Origin of the sequence: Fluviicola sp., from assembly GCF_039596355.1 — a bacterium.
Taxonomy (GTDB): Bacteria; Bacteroidota; Bacteroidia; order Flavobacteriales_D; family Crocinitomicaceae; genus Fluviicola.
The window spans coordinates 163507-181259 of record NZ_JBCNJW010000002.1 but is presented as its reverse complement, the minus strand read 5'-3'; the positions used below and the strand labels follow the sequence as shown (position 1 = coordinate 181259).

At 44.2% G+C, this 17753-nt stretch carries 13 protein-coding genes; 6 read left to right on the top strand and 7 right to left on the bottom strand.

Going from position 1 to position 17753, the window contains the following annotated elements:
- Positions 1–16: 16 nt before the first annotated feature.
- Together ABDV94_RS05985 and ABDV94_RS05980 are read right to left on the bottom strand one after the other, a co-directional pair.
- Positions 17–787, bottom strand: a complete 771-nt coding sequence (locus tag ABDV94_RS05985; protein WP_343605633.1) for a class I SAM-dependent methyltransferase — start codon at positions 785–787, stop codon at positions 17–19.
- A gap of 64 nt (positions 788–851) precedes the next feature.
- Entirely contained in the window at positions 852–1478 is a 627-nt protein-coding gene (locus ABDV94_RS05980) for a hypothetical protein (protein ID WP_343605631.1), read from the bottom strand.
- A 213-nt stretch (positions 1479–1691) separates the two neighbouring features.
- On the opposite strand from ABDV94_RS05980, the gene gmd reads away from it, so the two are divergent.
- The 4 genes from gmd to ABDV94_RS05960 are packed head-to-tail and all read left to right on the top strand — an operon-like array spanning position 1692 to position 6085.
- The gene (gene gmd, locus ABDV94_RS05975; RefSeq protein ID WP_343605629.1) at positions 1692–2738 is read left to right on the top strand and encodes a GDP-mannose 4,6-dehydratase; all 1047 of its coding nucleotides are present in this window, start codon (positions 1692–1694) and stop codon (positions 2736–2738) included.
- Positions 2722–3654 carry a GDP-L-fucose synthase gene (locus tag ABDV94_RS05970; RefSeq protein ID WP_343605627.1) on the top strand — a complete coding sequence of 311 codons (933 nt, stop codon included), beginning with the start codon at positions 2722–2724 and terminating at the stop codon, positions 3652–3654. Before gmd ends, ABDV94_RS05970 begins: the two co-directional genes overlap by 17 nt.
- 6 nt (positions 3655–3660) lie before the next feature.
- Positions 3661–4806, top strand: a complete 1146-nt coding sequence (locus ABDV94_RS05965) for a glycosyltransferase family 4 protein (RefSeq protein ID WP_343605625.1) — start codon at positions 3661–3663, stop codon at positions 4804–4806.
- A gap of 1 nt (position 4807) precedes the next feature.
- Positions 4808–6085: a glycosyltransferase gene (locus ABDV94_RS05960; RefSeq protein ID WP_343605623.1), complete on the top strand. Its 1278-nt coding sequence runs from the start codon at positions 4808–4810 to the stop codon at positions 6083–6085.
- Between the two features lie 96 nt (positions 6086–6181).
- Here ABDV94_RS05960 and ABDV94_RS05955 read toward each other — a convergent pair whose 3' ends face one another.
- Complete coding sequence (locus tag ABDV94_RS05955; protein ID WP_343605622.1) at positions 6182–6940, bottom strand: class I SAM-dependent methyltransferase; 759 nt, start codon at positions 6938–6940, stop codon at positions 6182–6184.
- 152 nt (positions 6941–7092) lie between these two features.
- Between ABDV94_RS05955 and ABDV94_RS05950 the strand changes: the two genes are divergently transcribed.
- On the top strand, positions 7093–8583 hold the full coding sequence (locus tag ABDV94_RS05950) for a polysaccharide biosynthesis C-terminal domain-containing protein (RefSeq protein WP_343605621.1): 1491 nt from the start codon (positions 7093–7095) through the stop codon (positions 8581–8583).
- Here the strand turns inward: ABDV94_RS05950 and alaS are convergent.
- The 4 genes from alaS to ABDV94_RS05930 form a co-directional block, all read right to left on the bottom strand.
- Positions 8580–11195 carry an alanine--tRNA ligase gene (alaS, locus tag ABDV94_RS05945; protein WP_343605619.1) on the bottom strand — a complete coding sequence of 872 codons (2616 nt, stop codon included), beginning with the start codon at positions 11193–11195 and terminating at the stop codon, positions 8580–8582. The genes ABDV94_RS05950 and alaS overlap by 4 nt on opposite strands.
- Positions 11196–11297: 102 nt before the next feature.
- Positions 11298–13115 (bottom strand): hypothetical protein, encoded by a 1818-nt coding sequence (locus tag ABDV94_RS05940; protein ID WP_343605617.1) that lies wholly within the window; start codon positions 13113–13115, stop codon positions 11298–11300.
- 4 nt (positions 13116–13119) lie between these two features.
- The gene (locus tag ABDV94_RS05935) at positions 13120–14286 is read right to left on the bottom strand and encodes an ABC transporter ATP-binding protein (RefSeq protein WP_343605615.1); all 1167 of its coding nucleotides are present in this window, start codon (positions 14284–14286) and stop codon (positions 13120–13122) included.
- Positions 14287–14290: 4 nt separating this feature from the next.
- A complete protein-coding gene (locus ABDV94_RS05930; protein WP_343605613.1) occupies positions 14291–15976 on the bottom strand; it encodes an AarF/UbiB family protein in 1686 nt (561 codons plus the stop codon).
- A 181-nt stretch (positions 15977–16157) separates the two neighbouring features.
- Between ABDV94_RS05930 and ABDV94_RS05925 the strand changes: the two genes are divergently transcribed.
- Positions 16158–17750, top strand: coding sequence for an amino acid permease (locus tag ABDV94_RS05925; RefSeq protein ID WP_343605611.1), 1593 nt, complete (start codon positions 16158–16160; stop codon positions 17748–17750).
- Positions 17751–17753 lie beyond the last annotated feature (3 nt).

Here is a 17753-nt window from a genome sequence, read left to right as displayed (position 1 = left end):
AGTTTACCTGGAGGAATTAAAATATGTGCAGACTTTGGTCGGATTTCTCAGTTAAAACGGTATAGGCATTGGCAAATTGTTCTCGTTTCTTTTTTCCGAAGATATTTCCCAGCACTTTTTTTGTTTTATAAATCACATTGATCTTCGCGTTTTTAACAAACGATTTCCCTTTTTTCTGAATAACAAATTCACTGAATTTTGTGATTTCCGGATCGGTAAGAGAAAGTTTGTCGCCCAAGATCTTCAAGCCTTCACTTTGTAGTAAAAATCGCAACGAGGTTGGGGTATACATATTGATATGCCCGTAGCTCAGAAAGTGATTGATGCGTTTGTCTACACCATACCGGTAATCCTTCGGAACTTCGATGACAATGTATCTTGCTACCCGTTTCAATTCGCGGATTAGTATGCGTTCGTGCTCTACATGTTCCAATACGTGTGAAAGCACAATCAGATCAAAACTATTGTCTTCATACGGAATGCGGTAACCGTCAAAAACCTGCACTTCTTTTAAGCTGGAAAGATTTCTGCCCCGGATCTGATCCACACCGCTTTGTGCAATTTCCAGAGCGTATAGTTCAGGAGCAAAATTGGCCTGATCCAGGAAGTGCAGAATACTTCCGTCGCCGGCTCCTACCTCCAGAACCTTGCGTGGTTTGATGGATTGGCACACATCCAGGATGTTTTGTGCTTTGTATTTCGCCCCAAGCATCCGCCAATTGCTTTGATCGTTAGTATAAAACTGATCGTAAGCCGTTTTGACGCTTTCAGTTAAAAATTCAGACATTCTTTATTCGGGTTAAATAAGATTCTGTTCGATATCCAGCCAATGTTCCGCGAACATACAGGTTTTATGCTTTGATTCCGTCAATGATCAGGCTGGTGTAATTCAACTCACCATTCGCATTGCGCTGATCATGTTTTTCAGAACGACGGATAAATCCTTTTGCAGGATCCCATTCATTGTGATGAAATTCCTTGTTTTCGTCAAAGTATTCCAGTAATTCGATCTGAAACCCGGCTTGACTAAACGTATCGCTAAATGTTTTGTAGTTGTACAGTATCTTATGATCGTCAGCACCGGCTCCGTGCCCGCCAGGTCTCACATATTCGATGTATTCCGGTTTTTCATGAAATCCGTCCGGAACGGCAACCCTGATCCAGCCGCCTTTTTTGAGGAATTTAAAGCAAACTTGTGCCGCTTTTTTTCCTTCTTCGGGTGTCAAATGTTCCCAAACATGTTCAGCCAGAATACAGTCTACCTGACCTTCCTTGAAGTAATTGAACCACGTTTTTTCGTCCAGGAGGTTTAAAAAATGAGCTTCACTCGGGATCCAGCCTTCATCAAAAACACCGGAGCTTCCGACTACCAGTTTGATCGGTCCTTTTTCCGCATCGATCCGTTTTCTGAAAGCACGCTCTTCAGCGGCGTTTTTGTATAACTTTCTGTAGATTGATCCAAGCGTTTTTTTAATCATGACGTTATTCTGTTTCTGTTTGTTGATTTCCAAAGTTAAGTGAATAAACGAAATTATCCCACTGTGGCAAAAACATTTGGGGATTATCCGTGAGTGCAATTTGATCTCCATCGGCTCAATTCCCCGGAATCTGATTGATAAAATAGTGTTTGGATATTTCCCGGCAGATTTATCGGGTATAAAATTGTATCTTTGATAGCCAAAATAAAATGAATGAAAGTTGCACTGATTACGGGTATTACAGGTCAGGATGGATCTTATTTAGCGGAATTACTTCTTGAAAAAGGATATATCGTTCACGGAATTATTCGCAGAGCGAGTGTCTTCAACACCGAACGGATCGATCATCTGATCGGGAAGGAGCACTTTATTTTGCACCACGGAGACGTGACGGATAGTTCCAACATCAATAAACTGATGTCCACGATTCAGCCTGATGAGGTGTATAACCTGGCTGCTCAGAGTCACGTGCAGGTTTCTTTTGAAGTTCCGGAATATACCGCTCAGGTGGATGCGATGGGAACTTTGAGAATCCTGGATGCATTGCGGAATTACTGCCCGAATGCACGGTTTTACCAGGCTTCTACATCGGAATTGTACGGTAAGGTGCAGGAAATCCCTCAAACGGAAAACACGCCTTTCTACCCGAGAAGCCCGTATGGAGTGGCAAAGATTTATGGATTCTGGATCGTGAAAAACTTCCGTGAAGCTTACAACCTGTATGCCTGCAACGGAATTTTGTTCAACCATGAAAGCGAGCGGAGAGGAAAAACATTCGTTACGCGAAAAATCACCATTGGTCTTGCAGAAGTGGCACAGGGAATCCGCCAGACACTGGCTTTGGGAAATCTCGATTCCAAGCGTGACTGGGGGTATGCGAAAGAATACGTAGAAGCGATGTGGTTGATGCTGCAGCAGGATGAACCGGAAGATTTTGTGATTGCTACCGGAAAAACGGTTACCGTACGGGAATTTGTGGAAAAAGCCGCAAAATATGTCGGATTTGACATCGGTTGGGAAGGAAGCGGAGTAGATGAGATCGGAATTGACCGCAATACAGGGAAAAAAATCATCGAAATCAACCCGAAATACTTCCGTCCTACGGAGGTGGATTTGTTAATTGGTGATGCGACCAAAGCGAAAAACAAATTGCAGTGGGAAGCCAAAGTTGAATTGGACGAACTGGTTCAAATCATGATGGAACACGATATCGAAATGATCAAAAATACGAAGGCATTTGCAGATGAAAAAAGAAGATAAGGTATATGTTGCCGGCCATAACGGAATGGTTGGAAGCAGCATTGTCCGTAAACTGGAACGCGAAGGATTTACCAATATTATCACCCGGTCATCGAAAGAACTGAACCTGATCGATCAGGCGGCAGTTGCTGCGTTTTTCGAAGAAACCAAACCGGATTATGTGTTCCTGGCGGCAGCCAAAGTAGGAGGAATTCAGGCAAATAATAGGTACAAGGGAGATTTCCTGTACGATAACCTGATGATTCAGACCAATGTGATTCATGCGGCGCATGCACACCAGGTCAAGAAACTCCTGTTTCTCGGAAGTTCCTGCATTTACCCGAAGTTTGCACAACAACCGATCTCGGAAGATAGCTTGCTGACCGGAACTCTGGAACCGACCAATGAGCCTTATGCGATTGCGAAAATCGCAGGGATCAAATTGTGTGATGCATTCAGAGACCAGTACGGAGTGAATTTCATTTCGGCGATGCCTACAAACCTGTACGGTCCGAATGACAACTACGATTTGCAAAATTCGCACGTTTTGCCGGCAATGATCCGCAAATTCCACGAAGCGAAGCTTTCGGGCGGAAAAGAAGTGGTGATCTGGGGAACAGGCAAACCGATGCGTGAATTTCTCTATGTAGACGATTTGGCAGAAGCTTGTTATTTCCTGATGGAAAATTACAATGATCCCGGAGCGATTAACGTCGGTACGGGAAGCGATATTACCATCGAAGACCTGGCATACCTGGTCAAACGCATTGTTGGTTTCGAAGGAGAATTAGTGTTTGATACTTCCAAGCCCGACGGAACTCCGAAAAAGCAACTGGATGTGTCGAAGATCAACAAGTTGGGATGGAAAGCAAAAATTGACCTCGAAAAAGGAATTCAACTGGCTTACGAATCATTTTTGAATCAAGCGAAAAAGTAGACTGTTTTGAAGAAAATCACCATTGTTTCCAGGCATTATCCGCCCAATAAAAACATCAATGGATTTTTAGCCAACCAAATGGCTGAATACCTGATTCGCGATTCACATGCCGAGGTGACTATTTTTTGCATGGATATGGAAGCCGACGGAAATACCAGTTCCGTTGAACCCAATGGAAAGGTGGTGCGTATCCGGCAGCGATTCAATCCCGAAAAGAAAGTTGGAAAATTGCTCAACATGATTTATGATGGATACATGCTCATTAAAAGAAGCAAACAACATCCTTCAGATTTGATCATTGTGACTTCCAGTCCGCCATTGTTACCTTTCTGGGCTTCCAGGTTGCTGAAATCTGGTAAACGCAAATGGGCGTTTTGGTCGCTGGATTTATTCCCGGAAGGATTTGTTGCGGCGAAAACGATCGGTGAGAAGAATTTATTGTACCGCTTTCTGAAGAAAAGAACCTATAAGCATGCTCCCGATGTGCTGATTGCACTTGGAAACGAGCAGTCAAAATACATTCAGCGAAATTATCCGAATCCCGTTCCGGTGATCATTTTGCCGGCAGGAGTGACCCTGGACGAAACTACCGGTGAGCCGCAAGTGCACGAAAAACCGGAGTGGTACAACCCGGATGTCATTACATTGGGATATTTCGGAAACGTGGGACAGGCTCACAACCCGGAATTCATCAAACAAATGATTGCAAAGTCGGCGCAGGCGGGCTTTCAGTTTATTCTGTCCGTCTACGGAATTCATGCGGAAGAAATGAAAGCTTACGGAAAAATCTTCGACCATGTGATTGTGGTGGAAAATGGACTGGCACAGGAGCATTTGCAATACATCGATGTGCATTTGGTGACTTTGCGGTCTGAATGGACACATGCAGCGGTTCCGTCCAAAGCGGTAACGGCTATTTCTATCGGTCGCCCGATCGTGTTCTGCGGAAGCGAAGAAAGCGACAACTGGCAGATGTTTAAGGAAGCGGCCTGGTTTGTTCCGGAAACACAGGAAATGAATACAAAGATCGATGAGTTGCTTGCAGGGCTGAATCCTGCTGAAATCTTCCGGAAAGCATCGTTGACCGGAGAAATTGTGAGTTCCCTGAAGCAACAGGTGCTTGATGCGTATCACCAAATTGGAAAAGCGTGATATGAAAGTGCTGTTGATCAATACCTTTGAAACGCAGGGAGGTGCGGCAATTGCAGCCAAACGGCTTTTGACGGCGCTGAACAAGACCAATCAACTGGAGGCTGACTTGCTGGTCAATGAATCACAAACGAATAGTGTGCACGTACACGAAGTAGCCGATACGAACTGGAAAAAACGCATCCGGAAGTACCGTTTTATCCTGGAAAAGGTATTCTTCATGCGTTATGAAGTTTCTGAAAAAGAACGGTTTGCCTTTTCAACAGGTAAACTGGGAGTCTCCATTCAGAATCATCCGTTGGTAAAGGAAGCTGACATCCTGCATATTCATTGGACAAATCACAGCTTTTTGGCGCATAAACACATCGGGGAATTGATGAATATGGGCAAACCGGTGGTGGTTACGCTACACGACATGTGGTATTTCACCGGAGGCTGTCATTATTCGGGAGCATGCGAACGATTTATGCAGGAATGTGGAAACTGTAAGTTTTTGAAACATCCGCATGAGGGCGATTTGTCTTCCAAAGGCTGGAAAACGAAGCAAGCAATTTATTCCGATAAAATCACCTTTGTGGCTTGCAGTAACTGGTTGACTGATATAGCAAAAACGAGTAGTTTATTAAGTAATAACCGCGTTCTGGCGATTCCGAACCCGATTGATGTTTCGGTTTTCCGGAAAAAGGATCAAACGGAATCGCGGAAACAATTCGGATTGCCGGAAGACAAAACTTTGTTGTTGTACGTCGCTGCCAAAGTAGATGATGAACGAAAAGGGTATAAGTACTTGTCGGCAGCCTTGAAGGAATTATTTGAATCGGATTCGGAGATCAAAAAAGACCTGGAAATTGTGGTGATGGGAAATGTCAAAGACAAAAGTGAAATTGAGTTTTACTTCCCGACGCACTTCACCGGAAGTTTGAGTGACCCGGAAACCATTGTTTCATGCTATAGTGCGGCAGATTTGTTTGTAGCGCCTTCTTTGGAGGACAATTTACCGAACACACTGATAGAAAGCATGGCTTGCGGTACACCGGTGGTTGCTTTCAATACCGGAGGAATCCCGGATATCATTGATCACGGAGTAAACGGTTACCTGGCAGAGTACAAAAATGCACAGGATTTGATTCGTGGAATCGCGTGGACATTGCAACGACCTGAGCTTTCGGATGCGAGTATTGAAAAGGTTCAAACGGCATTTTCTGAGGCCGTGGTTTCTTCCCGTTTTATTGATTTGTATCGCTCGTTGGTGTCGAAACAAGCGTGTCCGGAGAGCTGTTAAAGCATACGCAACCCCTTTTTACTAACGGTTCAGACACAGTTTTATAAAATGGTGTAGAATCTCCATGGTAGTACGAAAAAAGCAGGAGCCGGAAGGTTAGATTTTCCCTTTCAACACAATCAGCGGAGACAGAAAACGGCTTTCAATCGGGATGATTTTAGTAAACCCTTTTCCGGCAACAAACAGCAATTTCATGAATACTTTCACCCATGCCGGCTGTGATTTGATATTTTCCAGCCAGATACTGAATTTTCCTTTGTAGTAAACCGAAACATCCTTCAATCGAAGTTCATTGGCAATGGTTCTCAATAACTCCAAATCCATGGAATCGATGTTGTGCGCATCGTAGTTTTCCTTGTCGAATTTGCGTTGCAGCCAGCCGTTGATTCCCTGGAAATTCGGGAGGATAATCAGCAATTCTCCTGTTTCATTCATGTAATCCAGGTGGCGCTTGATGATGGCTTTGGTGTCGAGGAAATGTTCAATCAAACCAACTGAAAAAACCAGGTCGTATTTGACAGTCACTTCGTGATCCAGTGTTAAATCATCCTCAATCAGGTGAACCGATCCTTTTTCGAGTCCGTTTACTTCCATCAAATCGTCTACAATCGACTGGTTGATGTAGTAATCGAGCAGGGTGGTGTCGAGTTGGTGCTTTTTTTGGATATAAACGGAGAATGTTCCCGGAAAACCACCGAGTTCAATAGAAGTGCGGATTTTGCTGTTGGAAATCACTTTGTCCAATTCCTGGTTGTGAAACCCGGTATCCGGAACTTTTGATACGATCGTGTCCCGTTTGTTGTTCCAATAATCTTCCCAGAATTTTCGTTCGGTCAGCAAATCTTTTTCTTCCATTTCTCGTATTCAAAATTTGATGGAACTGAAGTTTTTCAGCACCGGATTTCGGTTTCGAAGGTATTCAAAATTTTACCAATATCGGTGAATTCCGCTGAATTCTTCATCCGGTTTCTAATTTCGGTTAACTTTGCAGTTCGCACAATCAATTCATGGGATTAGTCCAAAAAGATGCTTTCAGAACAACAGTGATTTCCTACTTTGGAATCCTTTTAGGCTATTTAAACAAAGGTGTGCTGTTTCTGCTGATTTTGTCTACGGCTCAAATCGGGCTGGTGAACCTCATCGTTTCCATCGGAACCTTGTTTGCTCAATTAGCCAATTTTGGCACACTTTATACAACCTGGAAATTCTTCCCATTCGTCCGGAATGATGAAAAGAAACACCATGGTTTTCTTCCGTTCATGCTGTTGATAGTCGGTGCGGGAATTTTACTCTATTCGGTGGTTTATATTGTCTTCCGGGAACAAATTCAGCAGATTTACCTCGAGAAATCGCCGCTTTTCCTGGATTACTATTACTGGACTTTGCCCATTGGAATAGCTTATGTGGTCTTCATGGTGCTGGAGATTTACCTCCGGAGTCTGTACAAGAACATTATTGCCGTTTTTGCCTATGAAGTGGCATTAAGGGGCGCAACTACGGTAATCCTCGTCCTGAAATGGGTTGATTTGATCTCGTTTGAATGGTTTGTGGCACTGCACAGCCTGGTCTATATGATTCCGACGCTCATCCTGGTCATTTACCTGATCCGCCTGGGAGAATTCAATGTGCGTTTTTCCAATATCCGGATTGCAAAGAGGTTGCGACGAATCATCTTTTATTTTTCGACTTTTTCCTATTTCAATACGCTTGGAGCAACACTGGTCAATTCACTGGATGTATTGATGGTTGCACAGCTGATCGGATTGAGCGAAACAGGAGTGTTTACGACCGTTGTGTTTCTGACCAGTGTGTTGCAGGTTCCCTTTAAATCCATCGCCCGGGTAAGTACGCCATTGATCTCCGATTATTGGAAACACCGCGATATGGCAAAAATGCGAGACTTGTATCAAAAAGTGAGTTCCGTTTCCCTGGTTATCGGCTTGACCATGTTTATCCTGGTGTGGGTGAATATCGATTTCCTGTTTTCCTTCCTGAAACCCGAGTTTAGAGACGGAATCTGGGTCTTCTTTTTCATTATGATGGGACGTTTGGTGGATATGTACTTCGGGTTGAACGGCGCTATTTTTGTCACCTCTAAAAAATATAAATACGATCTTATATTCACTGTTTTCCTGATTATCGCCGTATTGGTGCTGAATATGGTCATGATTCCTGTTTGGGGGATTGTGGGAGCTGCGATTTCAACGAGTATCGCGCTGGTGGTTTACAATGTGGGAAGATTGATTTTTGTGTGGGTGGTTTATAAACTGCATCCCTTTCACCGCAACCAGTTCGTGATCATCGGGCTGTCGGTAATTACCTTGTTGGTCGGGCACTTTACACAAGGTCTTATAAACAACAAGTGGATTCAATTTTTGGTCGAATCCACTGTTGTGTCTGTTGTGTTTTTGGTTCCGATTTACGTTTTCTCTCTGGAAACCGAAACCATCAATTATATCAAAAAGGCTTTTGCCTTTATCAGGTCGAAAATCTCTTAAGCGATCGTTTTACGAACAGCTTCAATTGCCTGACTTAGTCCGGATGCGTTTTTACCTCCTGCTGTAGCGAAGAAAGCCTGTCCACCGCCACCGCCTTGAATCAGGGCTGCTGTGGATTTAACCAGGTTCCCTGCATTCCATCCTTTGGAAGAAACCAGACTCTCGCCAATCAGGATGCTCAAAGCACATTTGTCGTCTTCTTTTGAACCGATCACGGCTACCAGGTTTGGAACTTCACCCTTCAATTGGAAGAGGATATCTTTTACGGAAGCCGCATCCAGGTCGATAATCGCATCTACGTAAGAGAAATCCCCTTTAGACGTGATTTTCGTTTTCAAATCTGCTTTGACCAATTTAGCCTGTTCTTTCCTGAAGTTTTCAACTTGTTTTTGAAGCTGGTTATTTTTTGAAAGCAAATCTTCCACTGCTTTGGTCAGATCCTTCGGGTTTTTCAATAACTCATTGACCGACTTCAGTTTTTCTTCCTGGTCAGCATAGTATGTTTCAACCGCAGCATTCGTAATCGCTTCAATACGTCGAACACCTGCTGCGACCGCAGATTCAGACTGAATTTTAAACAAACCGATTTGCCCGGTGTTTTTCACGTGAGTTCCTCCGCACAATTCCACGGAATCACCGAATTTGATCACACGCACCGTGTCGCCGTATTTTTCACCGAACAAAGCCATCGCACCCATTTCAGTTGCTACTTCGATCGGAACATTGCGTCTTTCGTCCAGGTCGATATTGGCACGGATAGCCTCACTCACCAATGCTTCGATTTTCGCCAGTTCTTCGTCCGTTACTTTGGAGAAGTGCGAGAAGTCAAAGCGCAGATAGTTCGGATTCACCAGGGAACCTTTCTGCTCCACGTGTGTTCCGAGAACAGTTCTCAAAGCGTGGTGAAGCAAGTGCGTTGCCGAGTGGTTGTAAGCCGATAATCTGCGTTTCTCTGCGTTGATTTCCGCTGTGAATGGGTTTGAAGGGTTTGCCGGAAGTGTTTCGGAAAGATGCACAATCAGGTTGTTCTCTTTCTTTGTATCGAAAATCACCACGGATTCCGAGTCGTTGTAGATTCTTCCGGTGTCACCAACTTGTCCACCACCTTCCGGGTAGAAAGGTGTTTTGGTGAAAACCAATTGGTAGAATGTTTTTTGTTTCTGCGTTACTTTTCGGTATTTAACGATTTCAACCGCTGTTTCCAGGTAATCGTAGCCTACGAATTCTTCCACGGAATCTTCGCGCAGCTGCACCCAGTCGTCTGTTTCGATTGCCGTTGCAACTCTTGAACGATCCTTTTGTTTGTTCAATTCTTCGTTGAATCCGGCTTCATCTACGGAGAGGTTGTTCTCACGAGCAATCAGGCTGGTCAAATCGAATGGGAACCCATAAGTATCATACAATTCGAATACCGCAACACCATTCAGGATGCTTGTACCTGATGCTTTTGCCGTTTCAATCAATCCTTCGATGCGCTTAATTCCCTGTTCCAGTGTACGGAAGAAAGAAAGTTCTTCTTCGCGGATCACTTTTTCGACCAGTTCGCGTTGCTTGATCAGTTCTGTAAACGGATCTCCCATCACTTCCGAAAGAACAACCGATAACCCGGAAAGGAAGGGTTCTTTCAGTCCCAATGTTTGGTAACCGTAGCGAACCGCACGTCTCAAAATGCGTCGGATTACATAACCAGCTCCCGTATTGGAAGGCAGCTGTCCGTCAGCAATGGAAAAAGCAATGGCACGCACGTGGTCAGCGATCACACGCAATGCGATATCTGTCGTTTCGTCAGTTCCATATTTTTTACCGGAAACCTGCTCCATGTGGCGGATCAGGGTCTGGAATAAATCGATGTCGTAGTTGGAAGTTTTCCCCTGAAGTGTCATAGCAAGGCGTTCCAATCCCATTCCGGTATCTACGTGTGTAGCAGGAAGTGACTCCAAACTGCCGTCAGCCTTGCGGTTGAATTGCATGAAGACGTTGTTCCAGATCTCAATCACCTGCGGGTGATCCTCGTTGACCCATTTTTTTCCGTCTCCTTTCGCTCTTTCAGCTTCCGGACGGTTATCTACGTGGATTTCGGTACAAGGCCCGCAAGGTCCTGTGTCACCCATTTCCCAGAAATTGTCTTTTTTGGAAGCCAGAATGATACGATCTTCCGCAATGAAACGCTTCCAGATATCATAGGATTCCTGGTCTTTCGGAACGCCATCCTTTTCATCACCTTCAAAAACGGTTACATACAGGCGGTCTTTCGGAATGCCGTAAACCTCCGTCAGTAATTCCCAGGCCCAGGTAATCGCTTCTTCCTTGAAATAGTCGCCGAACGACCAGTTTCCAAGCATTTCGAACATGGTGTGGTGGTAGGTATCCACACCCACTTCTTCCAGGTCATTATGTTTTCCTGAAACCCGTAAGCATTTTTGAGAATTGGCGACACGACGGTGTTTCGGAACCGCGTTTCCAAGGAAATAATCCTTAAATTGGTTCATTCCGGCATTGGTAAACATCAACGTCGGGTCATTTTTAACAACCATCGGTGCAGAAGGAACAATCTGGTGTCCTTTCGATGCAAAAAACTCAAAAAAGTGCTTGCGAATTTCGTGTACTGTCATTGTAGTTAACTTGCGAACTTTTGTTCAAAAATTTATTGTTGGCAAATTTAGTGTAATTACTGAATTTTATTCGTTTAGAGACGGGATTTCCTGTAATTTTTCTTACTCCGGTTTCGAAAGGATCGGTTTTATAAATGCGGTGAATAAAACGATGAAACCGGTTCCGATGAGTAAAATCCACAAAGGGTCGCAGATCACATAAAACAAAGACGTATGAATCCGGTATGTTTCATAGCAGCGGGTGGCTTTTTCCGTCAATAACAGATCGAAGAAGATCGCAGCAACAAACGGAATGATCGGTGCAGCCACAAAACAGAGGTACATGGTGATGTTTAAGACAGCTTTGCCCACCTTTTTAGACCGGTAAAAGATGAAAAACAGCGAATAGAGAATGAATGCAAAGACAAGCATTTGAGAAAAGACACGGAAATTGATATCTACTCCATATTCAGTGCGTCTATAGACTGCAAAAAAGAAGAAAAATACATTTAGGATGACGAGTGCTCCTCCTATTGGAACAGCAATTAACATGTGAATGATATTTCCGATGGAAAGCAATAGAAAGATAAAAGCCAGGGCCACAGCTCCGAATAGTGAGCTCATGATGAGCGGCCAGGAGTAACTGTAAGCATAAACTTCTGCGGCATTTTCATACAATTCACTGACTTCGGTGTTAGCCACAAAATACATGGGAGTGTGATAGTAATTCTGATCCTGACTGGCACGGAATTTTTCGTATTCCGTAATCCCATTGTAATTATTTTGAATGGAAGAGATGAAATCGGGGTCTTCAGAAGATCCCGAAACAGGATTCTTCACGATGAAGCGATCCGCATGATTCAAAACATAACTCCAGATCGAATCGGTGTTCAGTGAATGGCGAACCTCGTGTTTGGATAAAAAACGGGCATACCGATCCAATACCTGTTTTCCCTTGTCATAAGTGTTTTCAGAGTTAAACAGATCGACAACTTCCCGGTTGAATTCGCGTGACGGGTGAACTTCGGAATAATCGTAATAACGGTACGAATGACGATAGCCGTAAAAGGAGAAATAGTAGGAGTTAAAAATAGAAATGGGTTGTTTATCCAGTTTGTTTGGTTGTATGAGTTGATTTTTGCAAAGTCTCAGATCGAATGGTTTATAGGGAACCAGATCAGCATATTTTTTCCATCCGGTCACGTAATCGTAATTGTGACGATTACAGGGATTGCCTTCAACGATGTTTTTGTACGTGACGAACTGAATCAACTGCCTGTTGACTGTGTCCGTATAGCGGAGGTTCTCTCCCGGGTGATAATCTGTGAGGAACGGACTGCTGAGCTTTCCTCCGGTTTCCATCATACTTGAATCGATGATTTTTATGCTGTTACTCCACGATTCACTGTTTTTGTCGTAACTGATGATTTGAACTTCCGGGTGGGCCATGTTCAGGTAGGAACGGTAACTTGGAGATTCCATTCCAAGCAGAACCTGCGAGAGATTGATCGTTGAAATCATGGCCTTCAGTTCTTCTTGTGGAGCCAGTTCGCGTACTTTGTGATTCACTCCCCATTGAAAGCTGAATAACGGCCAGGAAAAACTCCAGAAAATGATGACAAACAACCCGAACAAACGCGTGAGGTAGAATCGCTGAAGCGGGTAAAAATGCCGGATGGCACTTTTCCGGAAAAAACTCAGCGACCAGACAATGATTCCGATCAACCACAGGATGACCAAAAAGAGCATGGCATTGGAATGTTCGATAAAGCGGCTGACACTGAAATTATTGATCAGGTAATTGGTTGTGTAGGTAACACCCCAGATGTAAAAAAACAAGCTGGTGATTACACTGAAAAAAAGCACATAAACGATTTTAGTGTGCCAGATCAGCGGGAAACGTTCAAGTAGAAACCTATCGAGTTGCTTTATTTTTTTCATGCGGTTAATGTTGGATAAATAAGCGTCTGGTTGATTTGGAAATATCTCGGATATACGTCATTTGAACCTGGTGGTTGATGAGCGTTTGCATGATGTCATTCATGTGTTGTTCCGCACTGAAATGTAACAGGAAAACTCCGCCGTTGTACGATGCTTTTGTGGGCTGGTGAACCGAAAGAATTTGGAGAAGTACTTCCTTGGTGATTTGTGCGTCCAACTCAAGGATGGTTTCGGGGGTGGTATTTTCATTCACATCCGCTTGTCCAGAGTGATCCGAATAAACCGGTTTCCCCTGTTTGAGGAAAATAACCTTGTCTGCCACTTTTTCAACTTCGAAAAGCTGCTGGGAACTCAAAATAATCCCGAGCGGATTGGATAAGCTTTTCCCCATGTTCTTCAAGTCTTCCAAAATGAGCTGTTGTGCCAGAACATCCAGGTTTGCCAAAGGTTCATCGAGTAATAATAACTTCGGTTTACGCAGAAAGGTTCGTGCAAGTTCAAAACGCATTTTGTAACCGGAAGACAATTCGCTCCAGCGGTGGTGCCGGAATTTCCAGAGCCCGAAACGGATGATGTACATCAATACGATCAACTCGTTTTCTTCTCCGAAGGTTCCGTACTGGCTTGCGGCAAACTTGAGGTTGCTTTTCAGGCTTCCGTGCCATTTCGGCGTACGTTGCGGAATGTAGGCAAGATGCGTTTTGAGTTCATAGGAATTCAGCTTTTGAAGTTCATTCGTGTACTGAATTGTTCCCGAATCGTAAGACAAATCCTGGGCTAGTGTGCGCAACAGCGAGGTTTTTCCGTTTCCGTTCTCACCAACAAGTCCCCAGATTTCACCAGCTTTTAGATCCAGGGAAATCGGCCCGATGCTGAATTTGCTGCGGGGATATTCTTTCACAAGCGTGTCAACGGCCAGTAACGTCGGAATTTCGTTAAACAGAACCGTTTCATTGGTTAATGAATCGGTCAGTTGGAGCAACTTTTCCGTGTAGGCCTCGTTGTCATTTTCATGCGCTTCGTGCCATTCAACCAGGTCGATTACGGCCCGGTAATGGTTGGTGTTCTGGGTATCCAGCACACAATCAACCAGGCAGCGAAACCCCAGGTCAATATCTCCGTGAATCAAATGTTCACGGGTTTGATTCAATTTGGTGGTAAATAAATTCATCTGTTTATTTTGCTCTGAACATCATTCGTAGTGCGGCGAATATACAGATAATCACAACAGTTACGAAAAAGACATCCGGGAAATTACCGAAAATCTCCTGCATGACCGGATGACCGTCTTTGGAAATCACCGTTTGAACGTTAAATACTTTCAGCAAGGTTGCTGAAATCAGCAAGATTCCTAGTAGCATGATCGAACCAAAACGGTAGATATGCCATCTGAGCTGATTATTCCCGATGGAATTGCCGTCTTCACCGATCTTGATGTTGTGTTTGAGTCCGTCCTGTTTGAATCCGGTTACGATGGATCGGATATCTTTCGGGAGGGTTTCAATCAGGTAGAGGTAGTCCTCCGCAGAACTCACCACTTTGGATTTGATGTTTTTCCACCCGAAACGTTCCTTGATTTTCTCTTTGGCGTATGGTTTCACCATTTCGATCAGATCGAGTTTCACCTGTAGCGATTCGGCTACTTTCTGAATGGTTACGAGCGTTTTCAGGAGCATGTATAAACTACTTGGAATAGAGATACCATACTTCATCAGCAATTTGAATGTGTCGGTAAACAAGCCGGAGATGTCCACGTCGTCGTAATCGAAATAGGTGTATTTCTGGGTCAGTTCCCGGATTTCGAACTCCAGGCTTTCCATATCGCGCAAACTGTCTACTTCTGTCAGTTTGAGGAGCGCTTTGGCAATTTTATGCGGATTCCCGTCCGAAAAGCCGATCAGGAAGTCGATTAATCCGTCAATTTGTTTGGGTTTTAAACTCGCACACATCCCGAAGTCGATCAATACGAGCTGGTTGTCATTGCGGATGAAAATGTTTCCGGAGTGTGGATCGGCATGGAAAAAACCATGTCTTAAGATCATGCTCAAAATGATGTTGACCCCGTTTTCGGCAATAATTTTTGCGTCATATCCTTTGGTGATGAGGTTTGCCAGGTTATCCGGAGCTTCTCCTTCGATGTACTCCATGATCAGGAGTTTGGAGGTCGAATATTTACTGAATACTTTCGGAATATATACCCGATCGTCGCCCTTAAACATATTTGTGAAGCGCATCATGTTCGACATTTCGTTCATGAAATCCAGCTCTTTGAGCATGATATCCCCGAAATCCTCGATGAAGCGGATCAGGTTGAAGTTGCTGATCTCCGGGTACTGAGCCTGGATTTTCCGGGCGAAAATCTGCAGGAGTTTAATGTCCAGACGGATTTTGTTCCGGATATTGGGGCGTTGTACTTTCAAAACCACTTCTTCGCCCGTGATGAGCTTAGCACGATAAACCTGTGCAATGGATGCCGATGCGATGTGGTGTGGAGTAAATTCCGCAAAAACAGAATCCATATCCGCTCCGATTTCGTTTTCGATGATCTGGATTGCGATATCGTCCGGCATGGGTCGGGCAGAAGATTGCAATTTTTTCAACTCGGAACGAAGTCCTTCCGAAGCAATATCAGGCCTGTCGGCTACAATCTGTCCGAATTTGATGAACGTAGGGCCTAAGTCCTCAATAATCAGTCGGAGTCTTTCCGAACGCGTTTTCCGGTTCTTTCCTCTCGGGTCGAAGATTACCCGCAATGGGCCGGTTGTGAGCCAGTTAGCCAGGTAATGCCCTATGATAATCCGGATAATGGAAAGCAGACGGAAAAAATTCTTGAGATTGGAGCTGAATCGAAATATCCACATATTGCAAGGTTCTTTAACTCAAATGTAGTCGAAAGTTTACGAAACTGAAATAAGGTAGTTAAAATCGGAACAAATATTTTGAATTTAGCATTCATTCACATTTTTTCTATCTTTAGCGACTTGAAAACGATTTACTAACGGTTACATCATAACGGTAAACAGAAATTAACTATTAAAACTTATGTCCAATATTTTTAAAAAGAAATCCATTCCGCTTTTGCTGAAAGAGGCAGCAGCAAATGAAGGGGGATTGAAAAAAACGCTCGGAGCATGGTCATTGATTGCCCTTGGAATCGGTGCAATTATCGGAGCGGGTCTATTTGTAAGAACAGCGGCAGCGGCAGGTGAAGCAGCCGGGTCAGGGGTGACTTTGTCTTTTGCTTTGGCAGCTGTTGGTTGTGCTTTCGCAGGATTGTGTTATGCAGAATTTGCATCAACGATTCCGATCGCTGGAAGCGCTTACACGTATTCCTATGCAACACTCGGAGAAATCGTAGCCTGGATCATCGGATGGGCTTTATTGATGGAGTATGCATTGGGGGCGGCTACCGTTTCAATCGCCTGGAGTGAATATCTGAATAACCTGCTCGGCGGGGCCATACCCTATGAATGGTGTCACTCTCCGTTTGAACATGTGAATAAACTAGCTGGTGCAGAATATATTACACAGCTTCCGAAAGAATTAATCGAAACAGCTAAAAACGGAGTAGTGATCCTTTCCGACAGCGAATTGGGAAGATTGAGCGCAGAATTAAAAGCGCAGGTACAAACAACTTCCGGCTACCTGAATGCTCCGGCACTGGCGATTTTGCTGGCTGTAACTCTGTTATTGATCAAAGGAACGCAGGAATCTGCATTTATCAACGGATTGATGGTATTCCTGAAAGTGGCGATCGTATTGGTATTTATCGCGATCGGATGGAAATTTATCAACCCGGCAAATCATACGCCTTACCTGATTCCGGAAGGAGTTGAAAACCACGAAGGAATTTTCCGCCACGGTTGGGGTGGAGTAGTTGGAGGTGCAGCGATTGTATTCTTTGCATTCATCGGATTTGATGCCGTATCAACTGCAGCGCAGGAAGCTAAAAACCCGAAAAGAGACATGCCGATCGGAATTTTGGGATCGCTGGTAATCTGTACAATTCTGTACATTTTGTTTGCACACGTATTGACGGGAGTTGCTCCATGGCAGGAATATGAAAAAGCAGGAAAAGAAGCATCTGTAGCTTATGCGGTAAATACGTATATGCACGGCTATGGCTGGCTGGCAACCGGAATTACGATTGCGATTCTTGCCGGATTCTCTTCCGTGATCCTGGTGATGCTGATGGGACAATCCCGCGTGTTCTACTCCATGTCAAAAGACGGATTGATCCCGAAAGTATTCTCCGATCTGCACCCGAAATTCCGTACCCCTTACAAATCAAACCTGATTTTGTTTGTACTTGTGGGAGCTTTTGCCGCATTTGTGCCGGGAAGCGTTGCAGGAGATTTGACCTCGTTCGGAACCTTGTTTGCATTCGTAATCGTATGTGCCGGAATCATTGTGATGCGCAAAAAATTCCCGGATTTGGAAAGACCGTTCAGAACGCCGCTGGTTCCATTGGTTCCTATTTTGGGAATCATTGTTTGTGCCTTCATGATCGTAGCATTGGATCTGACAACTTTAACGGTTGCAGGATTGTGGATGATTGTGGGCTTTTTGATCTATTTCACTTACGGAAGACGAAATAGTAAAATCGGTGAACAACAAGAATCCTCTGAAGAATAAGAT